We start from the raw sequence: 20265 nt of genomic DNA on the forward strand, positions 1-20265 counted from the left end.
GCCGTGCTCCGCGAGTTGGCATGCATCTTGTTCGGGAACTCTTCGCCCTCACGACCTCCGCATCATCCGCCGCCGTGACCGTGCCTCGGGTGCCCGTGCGGCTTCGGTGGCGGACCAGGCTCGGGGAATGGCGGACCGGGCGCGGGGGGCGCGGGTGGTGGTGGCGGAGCGGCTGGCGGGGGTGGCGGCGGTGGGTAGAACTGTCCGATCGGTTCGGCGCTGGTGAAGGGCTGGACGGGCTTGCCGGCGAGGTAGGCGTTCATGAATTGCTGCCAGATGTGTCCGGGGAGGCCACTGCCGAAGACGGGGGCGCCGTTGGCGTCCCGCACCGGTAGCACCGGGTGCTGCGCGTCTCCCGCGCTCATCGACACAGCGGTGGAGATCTGCGGGGTGTAGCCCACCGTCCAGGCCTTCTCGTTGTCGGCGCTGTCACCGTTGCCGTACTGGTGGGTCCCGGTTTTCGCGGCCACCGGCCGTCCGTCCAGCGGCAGGTGGGAGTGGTCGGCGACCTGGAGCAAGGACTCCGTCACGTTCGCGGCCAGGTTCCGGTTGCGGTGCGGATCGTTCGGGTCGAACGCGGGCCGCGGTTGCGGGACGAAGTCCTGCACGGCCTGGCCGGTGCTGTTGTCCACGATCTTCTGGACGAACCTGGGCTGGTTGCGCATCCCGTCGTCGGCGAAGGTCGCGTAAGCGCTGGCCATGTCGGTGGTGCGCACCGGGTACATGCCCAGTGCGATGCCGGCGCTGGTCGTGCCGTCGGCGTTCTGCAGGGTCGGCTTGCCGTTGGCCTCGCGAGGAATGCCCGCCTGGTGGGCGGCGTCGGCGACCTTGGCCGTCCCGAACTGCACGCCCATGTCCACGAACACCGTGTTGACCGATTTGGTCATCGCTTCGCGGACGCTGCAGTGCGGTGGGTCGTCGCAGCTGACGCCCGGGTTGTTGGCGAACGTCGTCCCCGCGATCTCGCGTGGCGACGAGCCGTCGTAGAGCTCGCCCAGACCTCGGTTCTGCTCCAGCCCTGCCAGCGCCACGAACGGTTTGAACGCGGAACCGGGCTGCTGCTGCGCGTTGGCGTAGTCGAACCCACCTGCCGCAGTGCCGCCACCGCCGTAATAGGCGCGGATCGCGCCCGTGTTCGGTTCCACGGCGACCAGCGCCGGGTGCAGGTTGCTCGGCTGGCCCTGCATCACCGTGCCGACCGCGTCCTCGGCGGCCTTCTGCGCCTGCCGATCGATGTTGGTGACGACGGTATAGCCGTGCTGCTCCAGGTTCTGCTGGCTGTAGCCCTCCCGATCCAGCTCGGCGAGCACCTGCTCGCGGATCTGGTACTGCGTGCCGGTGGTGTTCTGGTTCGTCCGGTCCGCACCGTCCTGCGTCGTCGGGAACCGCATCGCCGCGCGCTGCTCCGCCGTGACGAACTGGTGGCGCTCCATCTGGTCGGCGACGTAGGTCCACCGGCGCTGGGCCTGCACGGGGTTGACGCGCGGGTCGTTGTTGGACGGCTGTTGCACCATCCCCGCCAGCACCGCCGCCTCGGAGGCGTCCAGGTCCTTCGGTTCCTTGTGGAAGTACACGTCCGCGGCGGCGTGGATGCCGTACGCACCCCGGCCGTAGTACGCGGTGTTCAAGTACGCCTTGAGGATCTCGTTCTTGGACTGCTGCTGGCTCATCTTGAACGCCAGCACGATTTCCTTGAACTTCCGCGCGTAGGTGTGCTCGTCGTTCCCGGTGGACAGCTTGATGTACTGCTGGGTCAACGTCGAACCGCCACCGCTGTCGTCACCGGTGATCTGACCCCACGCCGCCCGGAAGATCCCGTTCACGTCGAAACCGGGGTTCTGGTAGAAGGTCGGGTCCTCCGCCGCCAGCGTGGCAGCCCGCATCGGTGGGGACACCTCGCGGGTCACGTCCCCGATCATCGTCCGGTTGCCCGAGGCGGGGACGATCCGCGTCAGCTCCGAATCGTCCGAATACTTGATCACGACCGTCTGCGCGGTGGCCCGGGCGACCGAGTCCGGGCTCTTCACATCCCACATGGCGTAGCCGACGCCGAACGCGATCAGGAACGCGCAGACGGACGCCGTGATCAACCCGATGACCGCCAAGAGCGCACGCAGCAACCACCACCTGGCATTCCGGCGGGCGGGTCGGCCCAACCGCTGCGTGGGCGCGTCTGCTGGACCTGGACTCCGGTGCCGCCCAGCCGGGCCGCCGCGCGGTCCAGTCCAATCGTCGCGCTTGCTGTTCACGAACAGGCCTCCAGACGTGGCGCGGCGGGGTTCCACCGCACTGAGTTCGAAGCACTCTGCCATCCGAAGCGGGAATTGTGACGTGGATGTGATGTGCGAGACCGACCACCCGGAAACGAGCTCGACCGGCTGCGATCGGCTCCCCACTGCGAGTGGTCGGGAGTCTTTGAGGACTACCGGCCAGAGTCACATCGCCACCGGGAGAAACCAACGAGCACGATTTCGTACATAATGGACTATTTGATGGGGGTTGCCCTGGTGAACAGGGGGATACTGTCCAGTTTGGACAAAAATATTTTGGGTGGTGAAAGCAATGTGATCGCGCAGGAACGTCGCGGTCGAGGGCGGAGTCGGCGATCGCAACTACCGAGCTCATCGGTTGGAAAGACCTGGCAGCCTCGCAGGACCGGGGATGGTCCACCTCCGAAGCTTCTCGCCCAATCGGTGGTGCCGCAGAAGGCCCATTCGGTGGTCGGTGGTTGCTGTTGGCGTCATCACGTGGCTGGCCAGGGGCTGGCGTCCGACGGGGTCGACGGGTGATCCGCGGTTGGTTCGGGTGTTCCCCGGTGCTGCGCGGTTCGATCCTGAATGCTGCCCGGAGCACCGCGCGAGCTTTCCACTTGGTGCGTTGGCCCTCGCGCACGTCCCGGGAGCTGAACGATCATCGTCCGTCCGATGAAGGTGGTATCGACGAGTCCTGGTTGTGCCGCCGCGCGAGGATCATCCTGGGAGAGTGGAACGGAACGACCTCGCAGATTTCCTCCGGCGCCGACGTGAGCTGCTCCAGCCGGAGAACGTCGGTGTTCCGGTCGGGGGACGGCGTCGGACGCCGGGGCTTCGACGCTTCGAGGTCGCCCAGCTCGCCGGCATGTCACCGGACTACTACGCGAGGCTTGAGCAGGGACGCGGCCCGCAACCGTCGGTCGCGATGCTCACCGCGTTGGCCCGCGCGCTGCGGCTGACGATTGACGAACGCGACCATCTCTTTCGCCTCGCCGGTCACCACGCTCCGCCTCGCATCGGGGGTGATGAGCACGTCAGCCGCGGCCTCCTCCGGCTGTTGGACGGGTTGCAGGGCTTGCCCGCCCTGATCGCCTCCGACCTGAACATCGTGCTCGCCCAGAACCCGATGGCGGATGCGCTGTTGGGGGAGCAGGCCCATTTCCACGGCCTCGCCCGCAGCTGTACCTACCGGTGGTTCACCGACCTGGAGATGCGCGGGCGTTATCCCGCCGAGGACCATGAGCACGAGAGCCGTGCGCAGGTGGACGACCTGCGGGCGACCCTCGCGGTCCGCCCGGCGGATCCCGCGGCGGGCGAGCTGGTCGGAGCGTTGCGCGCGGAGAGCATGGAGTTCGCCGAGCTCTGGGCCCAGCACGACGTCGCGGTCCGTCGCAGCGACCGCAAGCGCATCCTGCACCCTGCGGTCGGGCTCGTAGAGCTGGACTTCGACATCCTGGCGACGGCCCGGCAGGACCAGCGCCTGATCGTGTACTCACCCGCGCCGGGCAGCGCCGCGGTCTCGCAGCTGGAGCTGCTGGCCGTGCTCGGCCAGCAGCGGTTCACCCCCTCTGGGACCGACTCGCGCAGCGAAGCTCGGACGGACCGGCATCTCCCGGGCTAGCCCGCACGCGCCCGACGGCCCCGGGCGCCCCGCCCGGAACCTCCCCAGCACGACCGAAAGGAAGACATGTCCTCCTACCGATCCACCGAGCTGCGGCGGCGCGCCACCACGATCGGCCTCGCCACCCTGCTCGCCGCGGGCACCGCAGCCCCGACGGCCCTCGCGGCCCCGGCTCCGGCCCCGATGCACGCCGATCACCACCACGCTGCCAGCACTCGCCTGGGCGACGTGCGCGTCCTCGCTCACTTTGACCGGGCTGCGGGCCAGGCCGCCGAGAGCATCGCCCTGGAGCCCGGAGGTGGCGCGGTCATCGGCATGATCCCCGCCCGCCAGGTGGTGCGGGTCGCGCAGGGCGGGGCCGTCCAGGTATTCGCCACCATGCCGCTACCTCCGGGCGGTGGCGGCACCACCCCGGTCGTCGGAATCCCCGTGGTCACCGGGGTCGCTCGGTCGGACAGCGGCGCCGTGTGGGCGAGCAACTCCGACCACGGCACCATCGTCCGCATCCCGGTGACCAAGGGTGGCGGCTCCGGCCGAGCCGAGGTCCGGGCCACGCGGCTGGAAGGCATCGACGACTTCGACTTCACCGGTCGGAGCACCGAGATCCTCGCCGCGATCAACCAGACCAGCAAGCTCGTGCGGGTGGGTGCGGACGGCGCCCAGGAGACCCTGCTGGATGCCGAGGACGGCATGCAGGGAACCACGGCCGTCGCCGTTCGAGGAAACCGCGCCTACGTGACCAACGGAGCCAACTTGGCCGGCAACGACCCGAACCTGATGCTCGCGGAGCTGCAGCGGCGCTGACGCGCCTCCGCGGCGGGGCCTTTTTGCGTTTACACGGTTCCTCAGGCGCCAGGAGGCGGTGTTGCCCTGATCCGCTGGGAGCACAGTGACCACGCGCGTCGGCCGCTGCACCTCTGGCGTGGGCCCGCACCAGCTTTTCTCGCCGTCAGGCGGTTGTGGCTGCTTCGTCGGGTTGGCTGGTCCGCGCCGGTTGGCGCCTGGGGTGGTCGGCGGGCATCAGGACGGCCAGCACCGCGAGGACGACCGCCACGAAGACCAGCAGTCCGAAGACGATGTGCAAGGCGGCCATCAGCCCGGGGCCGGCAGGGGTTCCGTCCGGGGTGACCGCGGTCCGGGAGTTGATGATGGCTCCGCAGATCGCCACACCAACAGCCGAACCCAGCGATCGGGCGAACATGTTGACGCCCGTGACCGCGCCGCGCTCGGTGAACTCGGCGGAGGACTGGGCCGCGATCAGCGTGGGAACCGCGGTCAGGCCCATGCCGATGCCGACCACGAAGGTGAAGATCCCGACCATGATCACGTTCGAGTGCGCACCCAGCAGGAGCGTCAGGGCGGTGCCGACGACCACGAAGGTCGAACCGATCATCGACGTGAACCGGAACCCGAGCGCGAGGTACACGCGACCGGCGTTCGTCGCGGCCAGCGGCCAGCCGACCATCATGGCGGCCAGGGCGAATCCGGCGATCAGCGGGCCGACCCCGAGCACTCCCTGGGCGTAGATCGGCACGTAGGTCGACAGAGCGAGGACGATGACGCCCACCAGCAGCGAGATGGCGGTGGGCACGCCGACCACGCGGCGGCGCAGCAGGCGCAGGTCGAGGATCGGGTGCGCCGAGCGCAGCGCGTGGGCGGTGAACGCCGCGAGCAGCAGGGCAGCCCCAGCGAGGATCAGCACCGACGGCGTGGATGCCCAGGCCCAGCTGGTTCCGCCTTCGAGCAGGCCGAGGAGCATGAGCGTGCTGCCGCCGGTCAGCAGTGCCGCGCCGAGGTAGTCGATCGGCTCGCGGTCACCTTCGCGTGCGGATTCGTGGTACTTCAGGACCAGCATCGTCGCCGCCCCGAAGCACAGCGGCAGGTTGATCCAGAAGATCCAGCGCCAGCTGAGGAATTCGCTGAACACACCGCCCAGCGTTGGCCCGACGACCGACGAGATCGCCCACACCGAGGCCAGGTATCCCTGGGTCTTCGCCCGTTCCTGCAGCGTGTAGATGTCGGCGGCGATGGTCAGCGACACGGGCATGACCGCGCCCGCTCCCAGCCCCTGCAGCACCCGGCCGACGATCAGCGCCGACATCGACCAGGCGGCACCGCACAACACGGAGCCGACCAGGAAGAACCCGACCCCCGCGAGTATCAGCCGCTTGCGACCGAGCACGTCGGCGAGCCTGCCGAACAGCGGCGTGCTCACCGCCTGCGCGAGCAGGTAGGCGGAGAACAGCCACGGGACCTGCGCGAAGCTGCCGAGGTCCCGCGCGATGGTGGCCGATGCGGTGGCGATGATCGTCGCGTCCAACGCCACCAGGGCGGTGGACAGCATCAGTGCGAGCAGGATGGGGCCGCGCTCCGAGCGCAGCCCCACAGCGGAAGTCGTTGCGGACACGAACTGAACAAGACCCCGCGAAGCAAAATTATTCCAGAACGCAATGCAGATTCCCGCCTCCCACCTCTCGGGAGATGCGGTGCGGATTCGGGAAAAATGTGGACGCACGTCCACGCACCCAGTGCGCGGTCCTGCGATGCCAGCGCCAGGGCGAGTCGGTCGATCTCGCTGCTTCCTGTTGCCAAACCGTCTTACGCGGACGGCATCAGGCGAACACGACGATCCACATAGGACATCGCCAGCTGAAAAGAGGTGCCATCAGCAAGGAACGGCTGCAGATGCCGGCAGCGCAGCCTCGGTCGTGTTCTTCACGCTCGCAGGTGTGCCGGGTGTTGTCTTCGATCTCGCTCGTGCGCATCCACTTGGTGAGCGCGTACGACAAACTCACCGATGACGGGCGGAGCGCTGGCCGTCGACCTGGGCTAACAGCTGTTCAGCACGCATCTGCGCTGTCTGTCGGAGCCGTTGATGATCTCGCGGAGGTAGGCCCGCTTGTCGGTCACGGGGTCCGTTCCTGCGCAGGCGATGCCCCGGAGGACTCTTCTGCGCTCTTCGGTTCAGCCGCGTTGACGGATCCCAGTCCGATCACGAGGCGTGGCCGTGAGTGCACTGGTGGCTGCGGCCGCGCCAGTGGATCACACCATGATCCGCATGTTCAGTCGTAATGCCTGGTCAGGCGTGGTGCCCCCGGTGAGATTCGAACTCACACTGGACGGATTTTGAGTCCGCTGCCTCTGCCGTTGGGCTACGGGGGCCTTCCGCTGCAAGGATACGTGATCCGTGATCAACCGCTCCGACAGGGGTGCCGCTGGGCGTTGCTTGTTCGGAGGCGTAGGGCGGGGTAGACATGCCGGAACGAAGCTGTTGAGGGCCCTAGCGCAGCGTCCAGAGGCCTGTGGATCTCAGGGCCGATGAACGGACTGCGGTGTCCGGAAGGAAGTTCTGCGCATGCCGTCCGAATCGCGTCTGACCATCGACAACTCGCCGCCCGTGGGGTTCCACTACCGGCTGGCGGTGCTCACCTGGGGTGGCAAGTTCATCGACGGCTACACGTTGGGCGTGCTGACGATCGCCCTGGCCGTTCTGCCGTCCGATTTCGGCATGACCTCCTTCTACTCCGGGCTCGTCGGGGCGGCGGCCCTCTTCGGGCTCTTCCTGGGGAGCTTGTTCATCGGCCCGCTCGCGGACCGGATCGGCCGGAGGAGGCTGTACACCGCTGACCTGGCCCTGTTCCTCGTCGCCTCCCTCGCGCAGCTGTTCGTTCAAGACGCGCTCCAGCTCTTCGCTGTCCGGCTGGTCCTCGGCGTGGCGATCGGGATTGATTACGCAGTCGGTCCGACGTATCTCTCCGAGATGTTGCCGAAGAAGCTCCGCGGTCCGCTGCTGGGTGGTTTGTCCGCGGTGTGGCGTTTCGGTTTCCTCGCCTCGATCGTCGTGGGGTACTTCATGAGCGGTCTCGGTCCGGACGCCTGGAAGTGGATTCTGGTCACCAGCGCCATCCCCACGGCCGTCGTCATGGCCCTGCGACTGGGCTCGCCCGAATCTCCCCGGTGGCTCGTGCAGCAGGGGCGCTACGGCGAGGCCGACGCGATCGTGAAGAAGTACATCAATCCCGAGGCAGGTGTCGATGACCTGGTGGAGGCGCACGAGAGCGGGACCGCGAGGCGCTCGAACTGGGCGGCCATGAAGGCTCTCTTCAGCCCGCGCTGGCGGTCGCGGACCTTCTACGCGGGCTTCTTCTGGATCGCCCAGGCAACGCCCCAAACCGCGATCTTCACGTTCCTGCCGTCGCTGTTCGTCGCCCTCGGGCTCGCCGGCGGTCTCACTCCGACGCTGATCCAGAACGCGTTCTTCGCCTTCGGGGGAATTGTCGGCATGGTCGTCGTGAACCGGATCAGCCGTCGCGGACTGCTGATCTCCACGTTCTGGATGATGGCGGTGTCGGTCGCCGCCCTGGCGATCCTGCCGCAGCCCGGCGCGGTCGTCGTGGTGACCTGCCTGTGCGTTTACGCGTTCATCGAGGCGGTCGCGGGAAACCTGCAGTTCGTCTACCCGAGCGAGCTCTTCCCGACATCGATCCGGGCGGCTGGTGTGGGGATGGCGGCTGCGCTGAGCAGGATCGGTGCGGCGGTCGGCACCTTCCTCTTCCCGATCCTGCTCGCCTCGTTCGGAGTGCAGGCGCTGATGGCCGGCACCGTCTGCTTGCTCGTCCTCGGCGCCGTGATCTCCCAGAAGATGGCCCCGGAGACCGGTGGGCGCAGCCTCGAGGAATCCGCGGCGGAGGAGGATCGCTCGCCCCGCGCGGCGCAGCCCGAACCCAACTGACCTGGACCTTTCGTCGAGCGGAACGTCGAGTCGAGAGCTGAGCGGCGGCCCGTGGTCGGTGTGGCCGCTCAGCAGCCGGGTCAGCGGCCGAAGTCCTGGGTCCAGTAGTCGCCGGTGTCGCTGACCGCGACGCCGATGGTCTTCAGGGAGCAGTTGACGATGTTGGCCTTGTGGCCCTCGGACTTGAGCCAGCCGTCCATGACCTCGTTGGCGGTCCGGTAGCCCTGCGCGATGTTCTCGGCACCGGGGGAGGGGTTGCCGGCCTTCTTGATGCGCTGGTCGAAGGTCACGCCGTCGGGGGTGGTGTGGTCGAAGTAGTTGCGCTTCGCCATGTCGGCGCTGTGGCCGGCGGCCGCCTTGGTGAGTCGGGAGTCCACCTTGACGGCGCTGCAGCCCGCGTCGGCCCGGGCCTTGTTCACCAGGGCCACGACCTGGTCCTCGACCGAACCGGATGCCATCGCTGCGGGGGCCCAGGCGACGGAACCGATGCCGATCAACAGTGCAGTTGTAATTACGGAGCGTCGAAGATTCGGGGTCTTCATGCCAGTTCAAGCTACACAACTGGGTGAGATCGAACTGTTATCTATGAAATTGGTAACACTGAGTAATGCTCAGCGTGATGGCTCGACCACTCTCCGGCCGCCCGTTGCGCCCGCTTGGCCGCGTTCCTCCCGGTTCAGGACCCTGGTGGTGATGATCACGGCGGGTTAGGTTCACAGCCCAACTGCAGGGTCGCCGGTCGGACGGGGGCTGTGATGGTCGAGGAAGCCGGGATCGAGCACGACGCCGGACTGCGGCGGAGCCTGAAGAACCGACATCTCCAGATGATCGCCCTCGGCGGCATCATCGGCGCCAGCCTGTTCATCGGCAGCGGCGCGGTGATCTCCACCGTCGGCCCCGCGGCCGTGCTGTCCTACGGGATCGGCGGGCTGATCGTCGTGCTGGTGATGCGGATGCTCGGCGAGATGGCCACCGCCTCGCCCGCGCTCGGCTCCTTCATGGAGTACGCCCGCACCTCGCTGGGCGACTGGGCGGGATTCACCATCGGCTGGCTGTACTGGTACTACTGGGTCGGCGTGGTGGCCTTCGAGGCCGTCGTCGGCGCCGAGCTGCTCAACCCGCTGGTGCCGGTGATCCCGCAGTGGGTGCTGTCGCTGGTGCTGATGCTCGCGCTGACCGCGACGAACCTGAACTCCGTGCGCTCCTTCGGCGAGACCGAGTTCTGGCTGGCCTCCATCAAGGTCATCACCATCGTGATCTTCCTGATCTGCGGCACGATCTTCGTGCTCGGGCTGTGGCCGGGCGCGGAGTTCTCGGTGGGCAACATCGCGCTCGACGGCTTCGTCGCCAACGGCGGGTTCGCCGTGCTGCACGGCGTGGTGATCGTGATCTTCTCCTACTTCGGCACCGAGATCGTCACCATCGTCTCCGCCGAGTCCGACGAGCCGGAGCGCTCGGTGGCCAAGGCGACCAAGGCCGTGGTGTGGCGGGTGCTGCTGTTCTACGTCGGCTCGGTGGCGCTGCTGGTGATGATCACGCCGTGGCGGGACATCCCGACCGACGGCAGCAGCCCGTACGCGGCGGCGTTCTCGCAGTTCGGCCTGCCCGGCGCGGAAGCCGTGGTGAACGTGGTGGTGTTCACCGCGGTGATCTCGGTGCTCAACTCCGGGCTCTACACCGCGTCCCGGATGCTCTTCGCCCTGCAGCGGCGGGGCTTCGCGCCGGACTGGGTGCGCGACATCAACCGGCGCGGGGTGCCCTGGAAGGCGATCCTGCTGTCCACACTGGTCGGTTACGTCGCGGTTGCGGCCAGTTACGTCTCACCGGACACGATCTTCTACTTCATCATCAACTCGGCCGGTGCGGTCGCGCTGTTCATCTACGCGATGATCGCCGCCTCGCAGCTGCGGATGCGGCGGCGCCTCGAGCAGGAAGCGCCCGAGCGGCTGAAGCTGAAGATGTGGCTCTTCCCCTACTTGACGTGGGCCACGCTGGTGGTGATCGCGGCTGTGATCGTCACCATGGGTGCCATCGAGGAAGTCCGCTCGCAGCTCACCCTCAGCCTCGTCAGCCTCGCCGCCATCCTGCTGATCTACCTGCTGTTCGTGCGTCCGCGCGCGGCGCGGCGGCGGTCGGGCTGATGTCGCAATGGTCACGTCCCGTGTTTACCTCGGCGTGAAGTCGCGACCGGTATTCTTCGGTTTCCGGTGCAGATCGCACCGGAAACCCGAGCTCTATGGAGGACCCCGGTGACGACGCCGGCTACCGAGGACACACGCGAGGCCAAGCCCGTCGAACGTCGCGTACTCGTGGCCGAGGACGAGGCGTTGATCAGGCTCGACCTGGTGGAGATGCTCCGCGAGGAGGGCTACCAGGTCGTCGGTGAGGCCGGGGACGGTCAGGAAGCCGTTCGCCTCGCCGAGGAGCTGCGCCCCGATCTGGTGATCCTGGACGTGAAGATGCCGAAGATGGACGGCATCGAGGCCGCCTCGAACATCGCCGGTGAGCGGATCGCGCCGGTGGTCATCCTGACCGCCTTCAGCCAGCGCGACCTCGTCGAGCGGGCGCGCGACGCGGGTGCGATGGCCTACCTGGTCAAGCCGTTCGCCAAGCGCGACCTGGTGCCGGCCATCGAGCTGGCGGTGTCCCGGTTCACCGAGGTGCAGGCGCTGGAGGCCGAGGTCGCCGACCTCACCGACCGCCTCGAAGCGCGCAAGACCATCGAGCGGGCCAAGGGCCTGCTGATGAGCAAGCACAACCTCTCCGAGCCGGAGTCGTTCCGCTGGCTCCAGCGCACGGCCATGGACCGCCGCACCACGATGAAGGCAGTCGCGGACGCCGTCCTCGAGAACCTGTCCTGACGCGCAAGGGCCCGTGAGTCTTTTGGGTTGCTATGGCGACCCGAAAGGCTCACGGGCCCTGTGCGTTACTCGCCGGGTGGTTGGTCGCGCAGGACGCAGGTCAGGCGCGCGGTGCAGGTCCGGCGGTCCTGGTCGTCGACGATCGCGATCTCGTAGGTCGAGGTGGAGCGGCCCCGGTGCACCGGCGTGGCCACCCCGGTGACCTTCCCGCCGGTGACCGCGCGGTGGTGGGTGCAGGACAGCTCCAGCCCGACCGCGATGCGCCCCGCTCCGGCGTTGAGCGCCGCGGCGATGGAGCCCAGCGTTTCGGCCAGCACCGCGTTCGCGCCGCCGTGCAGCAGGCCGTAGGGCTGGCGGTTGCCCGCGACCGGCATGGTGGCGACCACCCGATCGGGTTCCAGCGTCCCGAACTCGATCCCGAGCTTGTCGGCCAGCTGCTCCTCGGCGCTCTCGAGCATCTCGATCAGAAGTCCGTTGTCGCTGGTCATCGGCTCACCACCGTTGACTTCGGTCACCCCAGGTGCCTCCTGTCGCCTCCGGTCACGCGCTGTCGGAGCCTCAGCCTAGACTCGCCGCCGTGACGCATTCCGAGGACCGACGCCTGCTGCTCATCGACGGCCACTCGATGGCCTACCGCGCTTTCTACGCCCTGCCCAAGGAGAACTTCCAGACCGGCACCGGGCAGCACACCAACGCGGTCTACGGGTTCACCTCGATGCTGATCAACCTGCTGCGCGACGAGCAGCCCACGCACCTGGCGGTGGCCTTCGACGTCTCGCGCAAGACGTTCCGCAGCGAGGCGTTCACCGAGTACAAGGCCAACCGCAGCAAGAGCCCGGACGAGTTCCGCGGCCAGGTCGCCCTGATCCAGGAAGTGCTCGGCGCGCTGAACATCCCGGTGCTGAGCAAGGACAACTACGAGGCCGACGACGTCATCGCGACACTGGCCACGCAGGCCACCGGCGAGGGCTTCAAGGTCGCGATCTGCACCGGTGACCGCGACGCGCTGCAGCTGGTCACCGAGGACGTCACGGTGCTGTACCCGACGAAGGGCGTCTCCGAGCTGACCCGCTTCACCCCGCAGGCGGTGGAGGACAAGTACGGCCTGACCCCGCAGCAGTACCCGGACTTCGCGGCGCTGCGCGGCGACCCCTCGGACAACCTGCCGAAGATCCCCGGGGTGGGGGAGAAGACCGTCACCAAGTGGATCCAGCAGTTCGGCTCGCTGGCCGAGCTGGTGGACCGGGCCGACGAGGTCAAGGGCAAGGCGGGGCAGGCGCTGCGCGACCACCTGTCGTCGGTGCTGCTCAACCGGCAGCTGACCGAGCTGGTGCGCGACGTGGAGCTGGAGGCGGCCCCGGCGGAGCTGGAGGTGCGCGCCTGGGACCGGGACGCGGTGCACCGGCTGTTCGACGACCTGGAGTTCCGGGTGCTGCGCGACCGGCTGTTCGCGACGTTGTCCAGCGCCGAACCGGAGGTCGAGGAGGGCTTCGAGGTCTCCGGCGGCGTGGTGCGGCCCGGTCGGCTGCCGGCTTGGCTGGACGAGCACGCCCGCAACGGCAACCGCGTCGGCCTGGCCTTCACCGGGCAGTGGGCGCGGGGCCGTGGTGACCTGACCGGCTTGGCGCTGGCCACCGCGGACGGTGCGGCCGCGTTCATCGACGTCAGCGCCCTGACGGCCGAGGACGAGAAGGCGCTGGTGGCCTGGCTGGCCGATCCGTCGGCGGCGAAGGCGGCGCACGACGTCAAGGGCCCGCTGCACGCCATCCGCGACCGCGGCTGGGCGCTGACCGGGCTGACCAGCGACACCGCGCTCGCCGCCTACCTGGTGCGCCCGGGCCAGCGCTCCTTCGAGCTGCCCGACCTGGTCGTCCGCTACCTGCAGCGCGAGCTGCGCGCCGAGACCGGCGAGGAGAACGGCCAGCTGTCGCTGCTCGAGGACGAGGCCGAGACCAAGGAGAAGGAGGCCGCGGCGGAGCTGATCAAGGCGCGCGCGGTGGCCGAGCTGGCCGATGCGCTCGACGTCGAGCTGGACCGCATCGACAGCCGCGCCCTGCTCACCGACCTGGAGCTGCCGCTGCTGGTGGTGCTCAGCGAGCTGGAGGGCGCGGGCATCGCGATCGACGCCGAGCAGCTCGCCGAGCTGGGCGCGCACTTCGCCGCGCGCGTCAAGCAGGCCGCGCAGGACGCCTACGGCGTGATCGGCAAGGAGATCAACCTCGGTTCGCCGAAGCAGCTGCAGGTGGTGCTCTTCGACGAGCTGGGCATGCCGAAGACCAAGCGCACCAAGACCGGGTACACCACCGACGCCGAGGCGCTGCAGACGCTGTTCGAGAAGACCGAGCACCCGTTCCTGCAGCACCTGCTGGAACACCGCGACGCCACCCGGTTGAAGACCACTGTGGACGGACTGGTGAAGTCCATTTCGGACGATGGCCGGATCCACACCACGCTCAACCAGACCATCGCGGCCACCGGCCGGTTGTCCTCCACCGAGCCGAACCTGCAGAACATCCCGATCCGCACCGAGGAAGGCCGGCGGATCCGCGAGGTGTTCGTGGTCGGCGACGACTACGCGGAGCTGATGACCGCCGACTACAGCCAGATCGAGATGCGCATCATGGCGCACCTGTCCGGCGACGAGGGCCTCATCGAGGCGTTCCGCACCGGCGAGGACCTGCACAACTACGTGGCCTCGCGCGCGTTCGGGGTGCCGATCGAGGAGGTCGACCAGGAGCTGCGCCGCCGGGTCAAGGCGATGTCCTACGGACTGGCCTACGGGCTGTCGGCCTACGGGCTGGCGCAGCAGCTGCGCATCTCGGCCGAGGACGCGAAGGCGCAGATGGACGCCTACTTCGCGCGCTTCGGCCGGGTCCGCGACTACCTGCGGGAGGTCGTCGACCAGGCCCGCAAGGACGGCTACACCTCGACGATCCTCGGCCGCCGCCGCTACCTGCCGGACCTGACCAGCGACAACCGGCAGCGCCGGGAGATGGCCGAGCGGATGGCGCTCAACGCGCCGATCCAGGGCAGCGCGGCCGACATCATCAAGGTCGCCATGCTGGGCGTGCACCGAGCGTTGCGGGACAACGACATGCGGTCGCGGATGCTGCTGCAGGTGCACGACGAACTCATCGTCGAGGTCGCCGACGGCGAGCACACCGAGGTGGAGAAGCTGCTGCGCGAGCAGATGGGGTCGGCGCACGAGCTCTCGGTCCCGCTCGAGGTCTCGGTCGGTTCGGGCCGCTCCTGGGACGCCGCCGCCCACTGACGGTTCCCACTCCTCGGACTTGGCGCCGGCGGAGGACATCCGCGATCCCAGCGGAGATCGGAGGCCTGATCTCCGTTGGAATCCCGGGTTTCCGGTGCGCCGGGGCCGGAGGACGGTGCGGTTTCCGTTGGCGTTGCGGGGCTCTGCGAGGTTGCGGGTCAGTCACGAAGTCGGCGTTGTCCGGTGCGGGACGGGTGGGGCGCTCTTGAATGGCGGACATCACCGTCGGTGCCCCCGCCCGCCCGCGCGATCGATCGGTGCGGATAGCCTGCCGTACGCGTGACCGGTCGCGGTGGGGGCATCCGAACCGCTTCCGCGCCGATACGAGGAGGAGCATGATCAACATCGACAGAGTGGACCACCTGGTCCTCACCGTCGCCGATGTCGATCGGGCAGTGCAGTTCTACGAGCAGATCCTCGGCATGACGCCGGTGACGTTCCCGGGCGAGCGGCGGGCGGTGAGCTTCGGCCGGCAGACCATCAAGCTGCACGCGGCCAGCGAACTGGTCGAGCCGACCGCCACGCACCCCGTGCCCGGTTCGGCGAACCTGTGCTTCATGACGACTAACGCGCTCAGCGAGGTCCAGGAGCACCTGCGCGCCAACGAGGTGCGCATCGAGGAGGGCCCGGTCAGCCGCATCGGTTCCGAGGGGCCGATCACCTCGCTGTACCTGCGCGACCCGGACGGGAACCTGATCGAGATCGCACGCGCGGACGAGCCCGTCGAGTAGCTGGTATTCCCGGGACTGGCTTCAAAGCGGTCGGCATATACCACGCCCGCTCCGCGTCTGACCAGTCGAACGGCCCCTGATCGCCTGATCGTGTCCTGCGGTGCACCGATAGCGTGCGGCAGGTCGGAGAACGTGCGTGCAGCGTGTCGGGGGCCAGGGACGTGGGTTTCACCGCCTCGGAGTCCACCCGTGACGGTTTCCCCTCGGTGGAGGGGCAGCTCGTCGAGTCGTTCGACTGCCCGGTGGACGTGGGGGACGAACGGCAGTGGCTGGCCTGGCTGGCCTCGGAGTCGGCCCGGCCGGGCCACGGCCGCGAGCAGCTCGCCACCGCGCTGATCACGTACTGCCGCGGCGAGGGCGTCCAGGTCCCCGGACGGGACCAGGCCCGCTGCGCGGCGGAACGCGCGTTGCAGGACTTCGAGCTGGGGCTGTGCGAGCGGGTCGAGGACCGGCTCGGCGATGCGGCGGGTCCGCTGGAGGTCCTGCTCGCGGAGTCGGCCGGAATCGGCTGGCTGCTCGAGGAGCTGCGCCCCGAAGTGCGCCCGATCGACCTGCGCTCGTTGGTCCGCGAACTGGACGACATCATGTCGTTGCAAGCGTTGGGACTGCCGACCGATCTGGCCGCGGGTTCGGCCGATCAGGTCTGGCTGCGGGCGCTGCTGGCCGAGATCGAGAAGCTGACCGCCCTCCGCCGGCTGGGCCTCCCGGCCGACGTCTTCGAGGGCCTCCCGCCGCAACTGGTGGCCGCGTGGAGCGCCCGGGCGGCAGGGGCGCGGCCCTTCGAGCTGCGGGCCTTGTCGCGGCCGTTCCGGGTGACGCTGGCGAGTGCGCTGTGCGAGGTGCGCCGCGCGGAGATCACCGACCTGCTCGGGCACGCCCTGGTCGGCCTCCTCCACCAGATCCGGGCCCGCGCGGAGCACCGGCTCGGACATGCCGCCGACGACGTGTCGCTGCCCGGCGCGGCGCGGGACGTGCTGCTGCTCAAACTGGTCCAAGCCGCTGTCGAGCACCCCGATGACACCGTGCGCGCCGCGCTGTTCCCGGTCGCTGGTGAGCAGCTGCTGGAGCAGCTCATGCGCGACATCGAAGCCCGCGCCGCCGCGTCCACCAAGCGCAAGCGAACGGTGCTCCGGGGCACGTACTCGGCCTGCTACCAGCAGGTGTTCCGGTTGCTGCTGGAGAGCTTGGAGTTCGGCAGCCGGGATGCCGACTCCTGGCCGGTGATGGCCGCGCTCGGCGAGCTGGTCGGCGACTACACCGCCTGCTGGAGCCGCGGGAGGTTCTACGAGCCCGACGACGACGCCCCACTGGAGGACGTCGTACCGCCGGAGTGGCTGGCCGCGGTCGTGGACCGGGAAGGGCGCGTCGAGCGCATCGCCTACGAGTTCTGCGTCCTGGTGTCGCTGCGGGACCGGCTCTGCACCCGGCAGATCTACCTCGCCGGCGGCCGCAAGTGGGGCGAACGGCCCGACCCGGTGCTCTGGCCGAAGCAGGACGGGGCGGCGGGCTAGCGAGCCCACCGCCCCGTCCCGGGACAGTCCTCAGAGCGAAACCGCGCCGTCCTCCGAGTCGCACTCCAGTGCATGGTTTATGTCGCCTACGTAACTGTCGATAGGAGAACACAATCCTGTCAGTTGGCACAAGGTTGCTGGCATTTCCGGGCCAATCGGTGGATTCGTGCGATCCGGACATCGCGTGACGTGGCCAGGCTTGCCGAAGAGGAAGCCTTGTCCTCCTATGGAAATCGTGTTCTCATTACGGCCGTTAATGTGGCGACATGTTCGTGCCGAGCACTGTTATCGGAACGGGGCTTGCGATGGCAGATCAACTCATCTGGAATCCCGCGACCGAGCTGATGGCCCCGCGCAGACCTGCGGGCGTTGCAGCCGGGGATCGACCTTCCGGGTGGGTTGCTGAACTTCGCCGGGCTCGTTGACCTCTTCTTCCCAATCGAGTGCGTGACCGGCTCGCGGGTACGGCCCGTGAACGCACCGCTGCCGGAGCGCGCTCCGCTGTGTGCTGTGCATTGCCCGGGTCTGGGGGCGTGAGGACCCCGGGGCGCTGTAGCGGCCCGAACGGCGTCACACCCCATCCCCTCAACGGAAAGCGAAAGGGATCGCATGCTCGACGACTTTCAGGAGAAGGCAGCCGCCCTCGACGAATCGGATCCGTTGCGCGGGTTCCGGGATCGTTTCCTGGTTCCCGATGGTTCCGACGTCGTGGCGTACCTCGACGGCAACTCGCTGGGCCGGCCCGCTGTGGCCACCGCCGAGCGGATGGACCGGTTCATCCGCCAGGAGTGGGGACATCGGCTGATCCGGGGGTGGGGAGAGGAGTGGCTCGACTGGCCGCAAGTGGTGGGCGACCGGCTGGGGCAGGTCGCGCTGGGTGCCGCCGCCGGGCAGGTCGTGGTGGCCGATTCCACGTCGGTGCTGCTCTACAAGCTCGCGCGCGCCGCGGTCTCGGCACGGCCCGGCCGCGGTGAGATCGTCCTGGACGTCAACGATTTTCCCACCGACCGCTACGTCATGGACGGCATCGCCCAGGAATGCGGTCTCGAACTGCGGTGGCTCGCCACCGAGCCGGCCGCGGGTGCCACCGTCGAGCAGGTCGCCGACGCGGTCGGTCCGGACACCGCGCTGGTGGTGTTGAGCCACGTCAACTACCGCTCCGGGTATCTGGTCGATGCCGAGGCCATCACTCGGATCGCTCACGAGGCGGGGGCCCTGGTGCTGTGGGACCTGAGCCACACGGTGGGCTCGGTGCCGGTCCGGCTCGACGAGTGGAACGCCGACTTCGCCGTCGGCTGCACCTACAAATACCTCAACGGCGGCCCCGGTTCCCCGGCATTCGGCTACGTCAACCAGCGCCATCACGACGCGGTGCGCCAACCCATCCGCGGCTGGATCGGCCACCGCGATCCCTTCGCCATGGGCCCCGGCTACGAGGCCGCACCCGGGGTGCGCGGCATGCTCAGCGGAACACCACCGATCCTGGCGATGCTGCCCCTGATCACCGGCCTGGACCTGCTGGAACAGGCGGGCATCGACGCCGTCCGCGCCAAGTCGGAGCAGTTGACCGGGTTCGCCGTCGAACTGGCCGAGGCGGAACTGGTCGACCGGGGTGTGGAGTTGCTATCACCCCGCGACCCGAAGCGCCGTGGCAGCCACATCACCCTGCGCCGCCACGACTTCGGCGAGTTCATCGCACCGCTCTGGGAGCGCGGAGTGATTCCCGACTTCCGCACCCCGGACGGCATCCGCATCGGACTCGCACCGCTGAGCACCAGCTTCGCCGAACTCCACCGAGGACTCTCGGTGCTCACCGAGCTCGTCGATGAACGAAGCGAGCGGTGATCGTCATGTCAGCGCAGCACGCGTTCGAGACCACCGAGAACACGACGCGCGACGGGCTGGTGCGGTCCCTCTCCCACCGGCAGATGACGATGATCGGTCTCGGTTCCGCCCTGGGCACCGGGCTGTTCCTCGGGTCCGCATCGGCGATCTCCACGGCCGGTCCCGCGGTCATCGTGTCGTACTTGCTGGGTGCGCTGCTGATCGCCGTCATCGCCACCGCGCTCGGGGAGATGACCGCGGTGCACCCGATCCGCGGCTCGTTCGGCGCGATCGCCCGGCAGTACTTGGGTCCCTGGGCGGGGTTCGTCGCGCGGTGGTCGTACTGGGCCGGTGCGGTGATCGCCATCGGCGGTGAGGTCATGGCGGCGGCGCTCTACCTCCGCTTCTGGTGGCCCCAATTACCGCTGGCCGCGACGATCGTCGTGCTCGCCTGCGCCTTGGTGATCATCAACCTGGTGAGCGTCCGCGCCTTCGGCGTCACCGAGTTCTGGCTCTCCGGCATCAAGGTGACCGCGCTGGTCGTGTTCTTGCTCGCCGGGGCGCTCCTGGTCTTCGTCGGCGTCCCGGACCAGCCCGCCATCGGCTTCGGCCACCTCACCGAGCACGGCGGCTTCCTCCCGCAGGGACCTGCCTCGGTCTGGGTGGCCCTGGCGGTGGTGATGTTCGCGTTCGTCGGTTTCGAGACGGTGTCGATCTCCGCCGCCGAAACTCCCGACCCGGTCCGCTCGATCCGGACGTCGACGCGGGCGCTGGTGTGGCGGCTCGCGCTGTTCTACGTCCTGGCCGTCGGCCTCGTGGTCACCCTCTCGCCGTGGCAGGAGGTGGCATCGTCGGACGGCGACGTCGAGTCGAGCCCGTTCGTGCGGGTCTTCGCGAGCCTCGGTGTCCCGGCCGCGGCGTCGGTGACCAACGTGATCGTGCTGGTAGCCGCCTTGTCGGCGGCCAACGCCAACCTCTACGGCGCCAGTCGGCTCATGCACTCGCTGGCGCATGACGGGGCGGCGCCGGCTCCGCTGGCCGTCCTGAGCCGTCGGGGGGTTCCGGTCCGGGCACTGCTGGTGTCCGCGTCCGGTCTGCTCATCGCCGCCACGCTCGCCGCCACCGATGTCGGGAACGTCTTCACGCTCCTGGTGGCTCTGGCGACCTTCGCGGTGCTGATCGTCTGGGCGATCATCCTGGCGACCTACCTCGTGTTCCGGCGGAGGCGTGGGAACCTGCCCGCCGAACCCGGCTACCTGCGGTTGTGGGGCGGTTCGGTCACCGCTTGGCTCGGCATCGCAGGGTTGCTCGGCGTCGTGGCGACCGCGTTCGTCGTCCCGGACATGCAGAAAGCCGCTGCGACGGGCCTGGTATTCGTCGTTGTTCTGCTCGCCGCGCACGGGACCACCACGCGGCGCCGCCGGACGCTGAGCAGCGACTCGACGTCCGAATCTCCTTAGTT

At 68.6% G+C, this 20265-nt stretch carries 14 protein-coding genes and 1 tRNA gene; 10 read left to right on the forward strand and 5 right to left on the reverse strand.

Features of this window, described 5'->3' with window-relative positions:
- Nucleotides 1-62 precede the first annotated feature (62 nt).
- Nucleotides 63-2120, reverse strand: a complete 2058-nt coding sequence (locus tag OU415_RS31635; RefSeq protein WP_270953150.1) for a transglycosylase domain-containing protein — start codon at nucleotides 2118-2120, stop codon at nucleotides 63-65.
- Between the two features lie 862 nt (nucleotides 2121-2982).
- Between OU415_RS31635 and OU415_RS31640 the strand changes: the two genes are divergently transcribed.
- Entirely contained in the window at nucleotides 2983-3873 is an 891-nt protein-coding gene (locus tag OU415_RS31640) for a helix-turn-helix transcriptional regulator (protein WP_270953151.1), read from the forward strand.
- 66 nt (nucleotides 3874-3939) lie between these two features.
- On the forward strand, nucleotides 3940-4677 hold the full coding sequence (locus tag OU415_RS31645) for a hypothetical protein (protein ID WP_270953152.1): 738 nt from the start codon (nucleotides 3940-3942) through the stop codon (nucleotides 4675-4677).
- A gap of 145 nt (nucleotides 4678-4822) precedes the next feature.
- On the opposite strand, the gene OU415_RS31650 is transcribed toward OU415_RS31645, so the two are convergent.
- Together OU415_RS31650 and OU415_RS31655 are read right to left on the reverse strand one after the other, a co-directional pair.
- Nucleotides 4823-6280 carry an MDR family MFS transporter gene (locus OU415_RS31650; protein ID WP_270953153.1) on the reverse strand — a complete coding sequence of 486 codons (1458 nt, stop codon included), beginning with the start codon at nucleotides 6278-6280 and terminating at the stop codon, nucleotides 4823-4825.
- Between the two features lie 679 nt (nucleotides 6281-6959).
- Nucleotides 6960-7035 (reverse strand) — tRNA-Leu (locus tag OU415_RS31655).
- A 193-nt stretch (nucleotides 7036-7228) separates the two neighbouring features.
- On the opposite strand from OU415_RS31655, the gene OU415_RS31660 reads away from it, so the two are divergent.
- Nucleotides 7229-8605 carry an MFS transporter gene (locus OU415_RS31660; RefSeq protein ID WP_270953154.1) on the forward strand — a complete coding sequence of 459 codons (1377 nt, stop codon included), beginning with the start codon at nucleotides 7229-7231 and terminating at the stop codon, nucleotides 8603-8605.
- Nucleotides 8606-8685: 80 nt separating this feature from the next.
- On the opposite strand, the gene OU415_RS31665 is transcribed toward OU415_RS31660, so the two are convergent.
- On the reverse strand, nucleotides 8686-9102 hold the full coding sequence (locus tag OU415_RS31665) for a CAP domain-containing protein (RefSeq protein WP_270953155.1): 417 nt from the start codon (nucleotides 9100-9102) through the stop codon (nucleotides 8686-8688).
- 258 nt (nucleotides 9103-9360) lie between these two features.
- Between OU415_RS31665 and OU415_RS31670 the strand changes: the two genes are divergently transcribed.
- Nucleotides 9361-10746 (forward strand): amino acid permease, encoded by a 1386-nt coding sequence (locus OU415_RS31670; RefSeq protein WP_270953156.1) that lies wholly within the window; start codon nucleotides 9361-9363, stop codon nucleotides 10744-10746.
- Nucleotides 10747-10854: 108 nt separating this feature from the next.
- The gene (locus OU415_RS31675) at nucleotides 10855-11466 is read left to right on the forward strand and encodes an ANTAR domain-containing response regulator (protein WP_270953157.1); all 612 of its coding nucleotides are present in this window, start codon (nucleotides 10855-10857) and stop codon (nucleotides 11464-11466) included.
- Between the two features lie 65 nt (nucleotides 11467-11531).
- On the opposite strand, the gene OU415_RS31680 is transcribed toward OU415_RS31675, so the two are convergent.
- Nucleotides 11532-11954: a hotdog fold thioesterase gene (locus tag OU415_RS31680; RefSeq protein WP_270953171.1), complete on the reverse strand. Its 423-nt coding sequence runs from the start codon at nucleotides 11952-11954 to the stop codon at nucleotides 11532-11534.
- Between the two features lie 89 nt (nucleotides 11955-12043).
- Between OU415_RS31680 and polA the strand changes: the two genes are divergently transcribed.
- The 5 genes from polA to OU415_RS31705 all read left to right on the forward strand — a co-directional run bounded on the left by polA (nucleotide 12044) and on the right by OU415_RS31705 (nucleotide 20263).
- Entirely contained in the window at nucleotides 12044-14737 is a 2694-nt protein-coding gene (gene polA / locus OU415_RS31685; RefSeq protein ID WP_270953158.1) for a DNA polymerase I, read from the forward strand.
- Nucleotides 14738-15072: 335 nt separating this feature from the next.
- Nucleotides 15073-15468 carry a VOC family protein gene (locus OU415_RS31690; protein ID WP_270953159.1) on the forward strand — a complete coding sequence of 132 codons (396 nt, stop codon included), beginning with the start codon at nucleotides 15073-15075 and terminating at the stop codon, nucleotides 15466-15468.
- Nucleotides 15469-15611: 143 nt separating this feature from the next.
- A complete protein-coding gene (locus tag OU415_RS31695; RefSeq protein ID WP_270953160.1) occupies nucleotides 15612-16979 on the forward strand; it encodes a hypothetical protein in 1368 nt (455 codons plus the stop codon).
- 609 nt (nucleotides 16980-17588) lie between these two features.
- The gene (gene kynU / locus OU415_RS31700) at nucleotides 17589-18824 is read left to right on the forward strand and encodes a kynureninase (protein ID WP_270953161.1); all 1236 of its coding nucleotides are present in this window, start codon (nucleotides 17589-17591) and stop codon (nucleotides 18822-18824) included.
- 5 nt (nucleotides 18825-18829) lie between these two features.
- Entirely contained in the window at nucleotides 18830-20263 is a 1434-nt protein-coding gene (locus OU415_RS31705; protein WP_270953162.1) for an amino acid permease, read from the forward strand.
- Nucleotides 20264-20265 lie beyond the last annotated feature (2 nt).

The sequence above is a fragment of the Saccharopolyspora oryzae genome, assembly GCF_027853915.1.
Taxonomy (GTDB): Bacteria; Actinomycetota; Actinomycetes; order Mycobacteriales; family Pseudonocardiaceae; genus Saccharopolyspora; species Saccharopolyspora oryzae.

Excerpts from the sequence above, each read along its gene's own strand:
- OU415_RS31645 (WP_270953152.1), top strand. The coding sequence starts at position 3,940 with ATGTCCTCCTACCGATCCACCGAGCTGCGGCGGCGCGCCACCACGATC.
- OU415_RS31660 (WP_270953154.1), top strand. The coding sequence starts at position 7,229 with ATGCCGTCCGAATCGCGTCTGACCATCGACAACTCGCCGCCCGTGGGG.
- OU415_RS31670 (WP_270953156.1), top strand. The coding sequence starts at position 9,361 with ATGGTCGAGGAAGCCGGGATCGAGCACGACGCCGGACTGCGGCGGAGC.
- OU415_RS31680 (WP_270953171.1), bottom strand. The coding sequence starts at position 11,954 with ATGACCAGCGACAACGGACTTCTGATCGAGATGCTCGAGAGCGCCGAG.
- OU415_RS31690 (WP_270953159.1), top strand. The coding sequence starts at position 15,073 with ATGATCAACATCGACAGAGTGGACCACCTGGTCCTCACCGTCGCCGAT.
- kynU (WP_270953161.1), top strand. The coding sequence starts at position 17,589 with ATGCTCGACGACTTTCAGGAGAAGGCAGCCGCCCTCGACGAATCGGAT.
- OU415_RS31705 (WP_270953162.1), top strand. The coding sequence starts at position 18,830 with ATGTCAGCGCAGCACGCGTTCGAGACCACCGAGAACACGACGCGCGAC.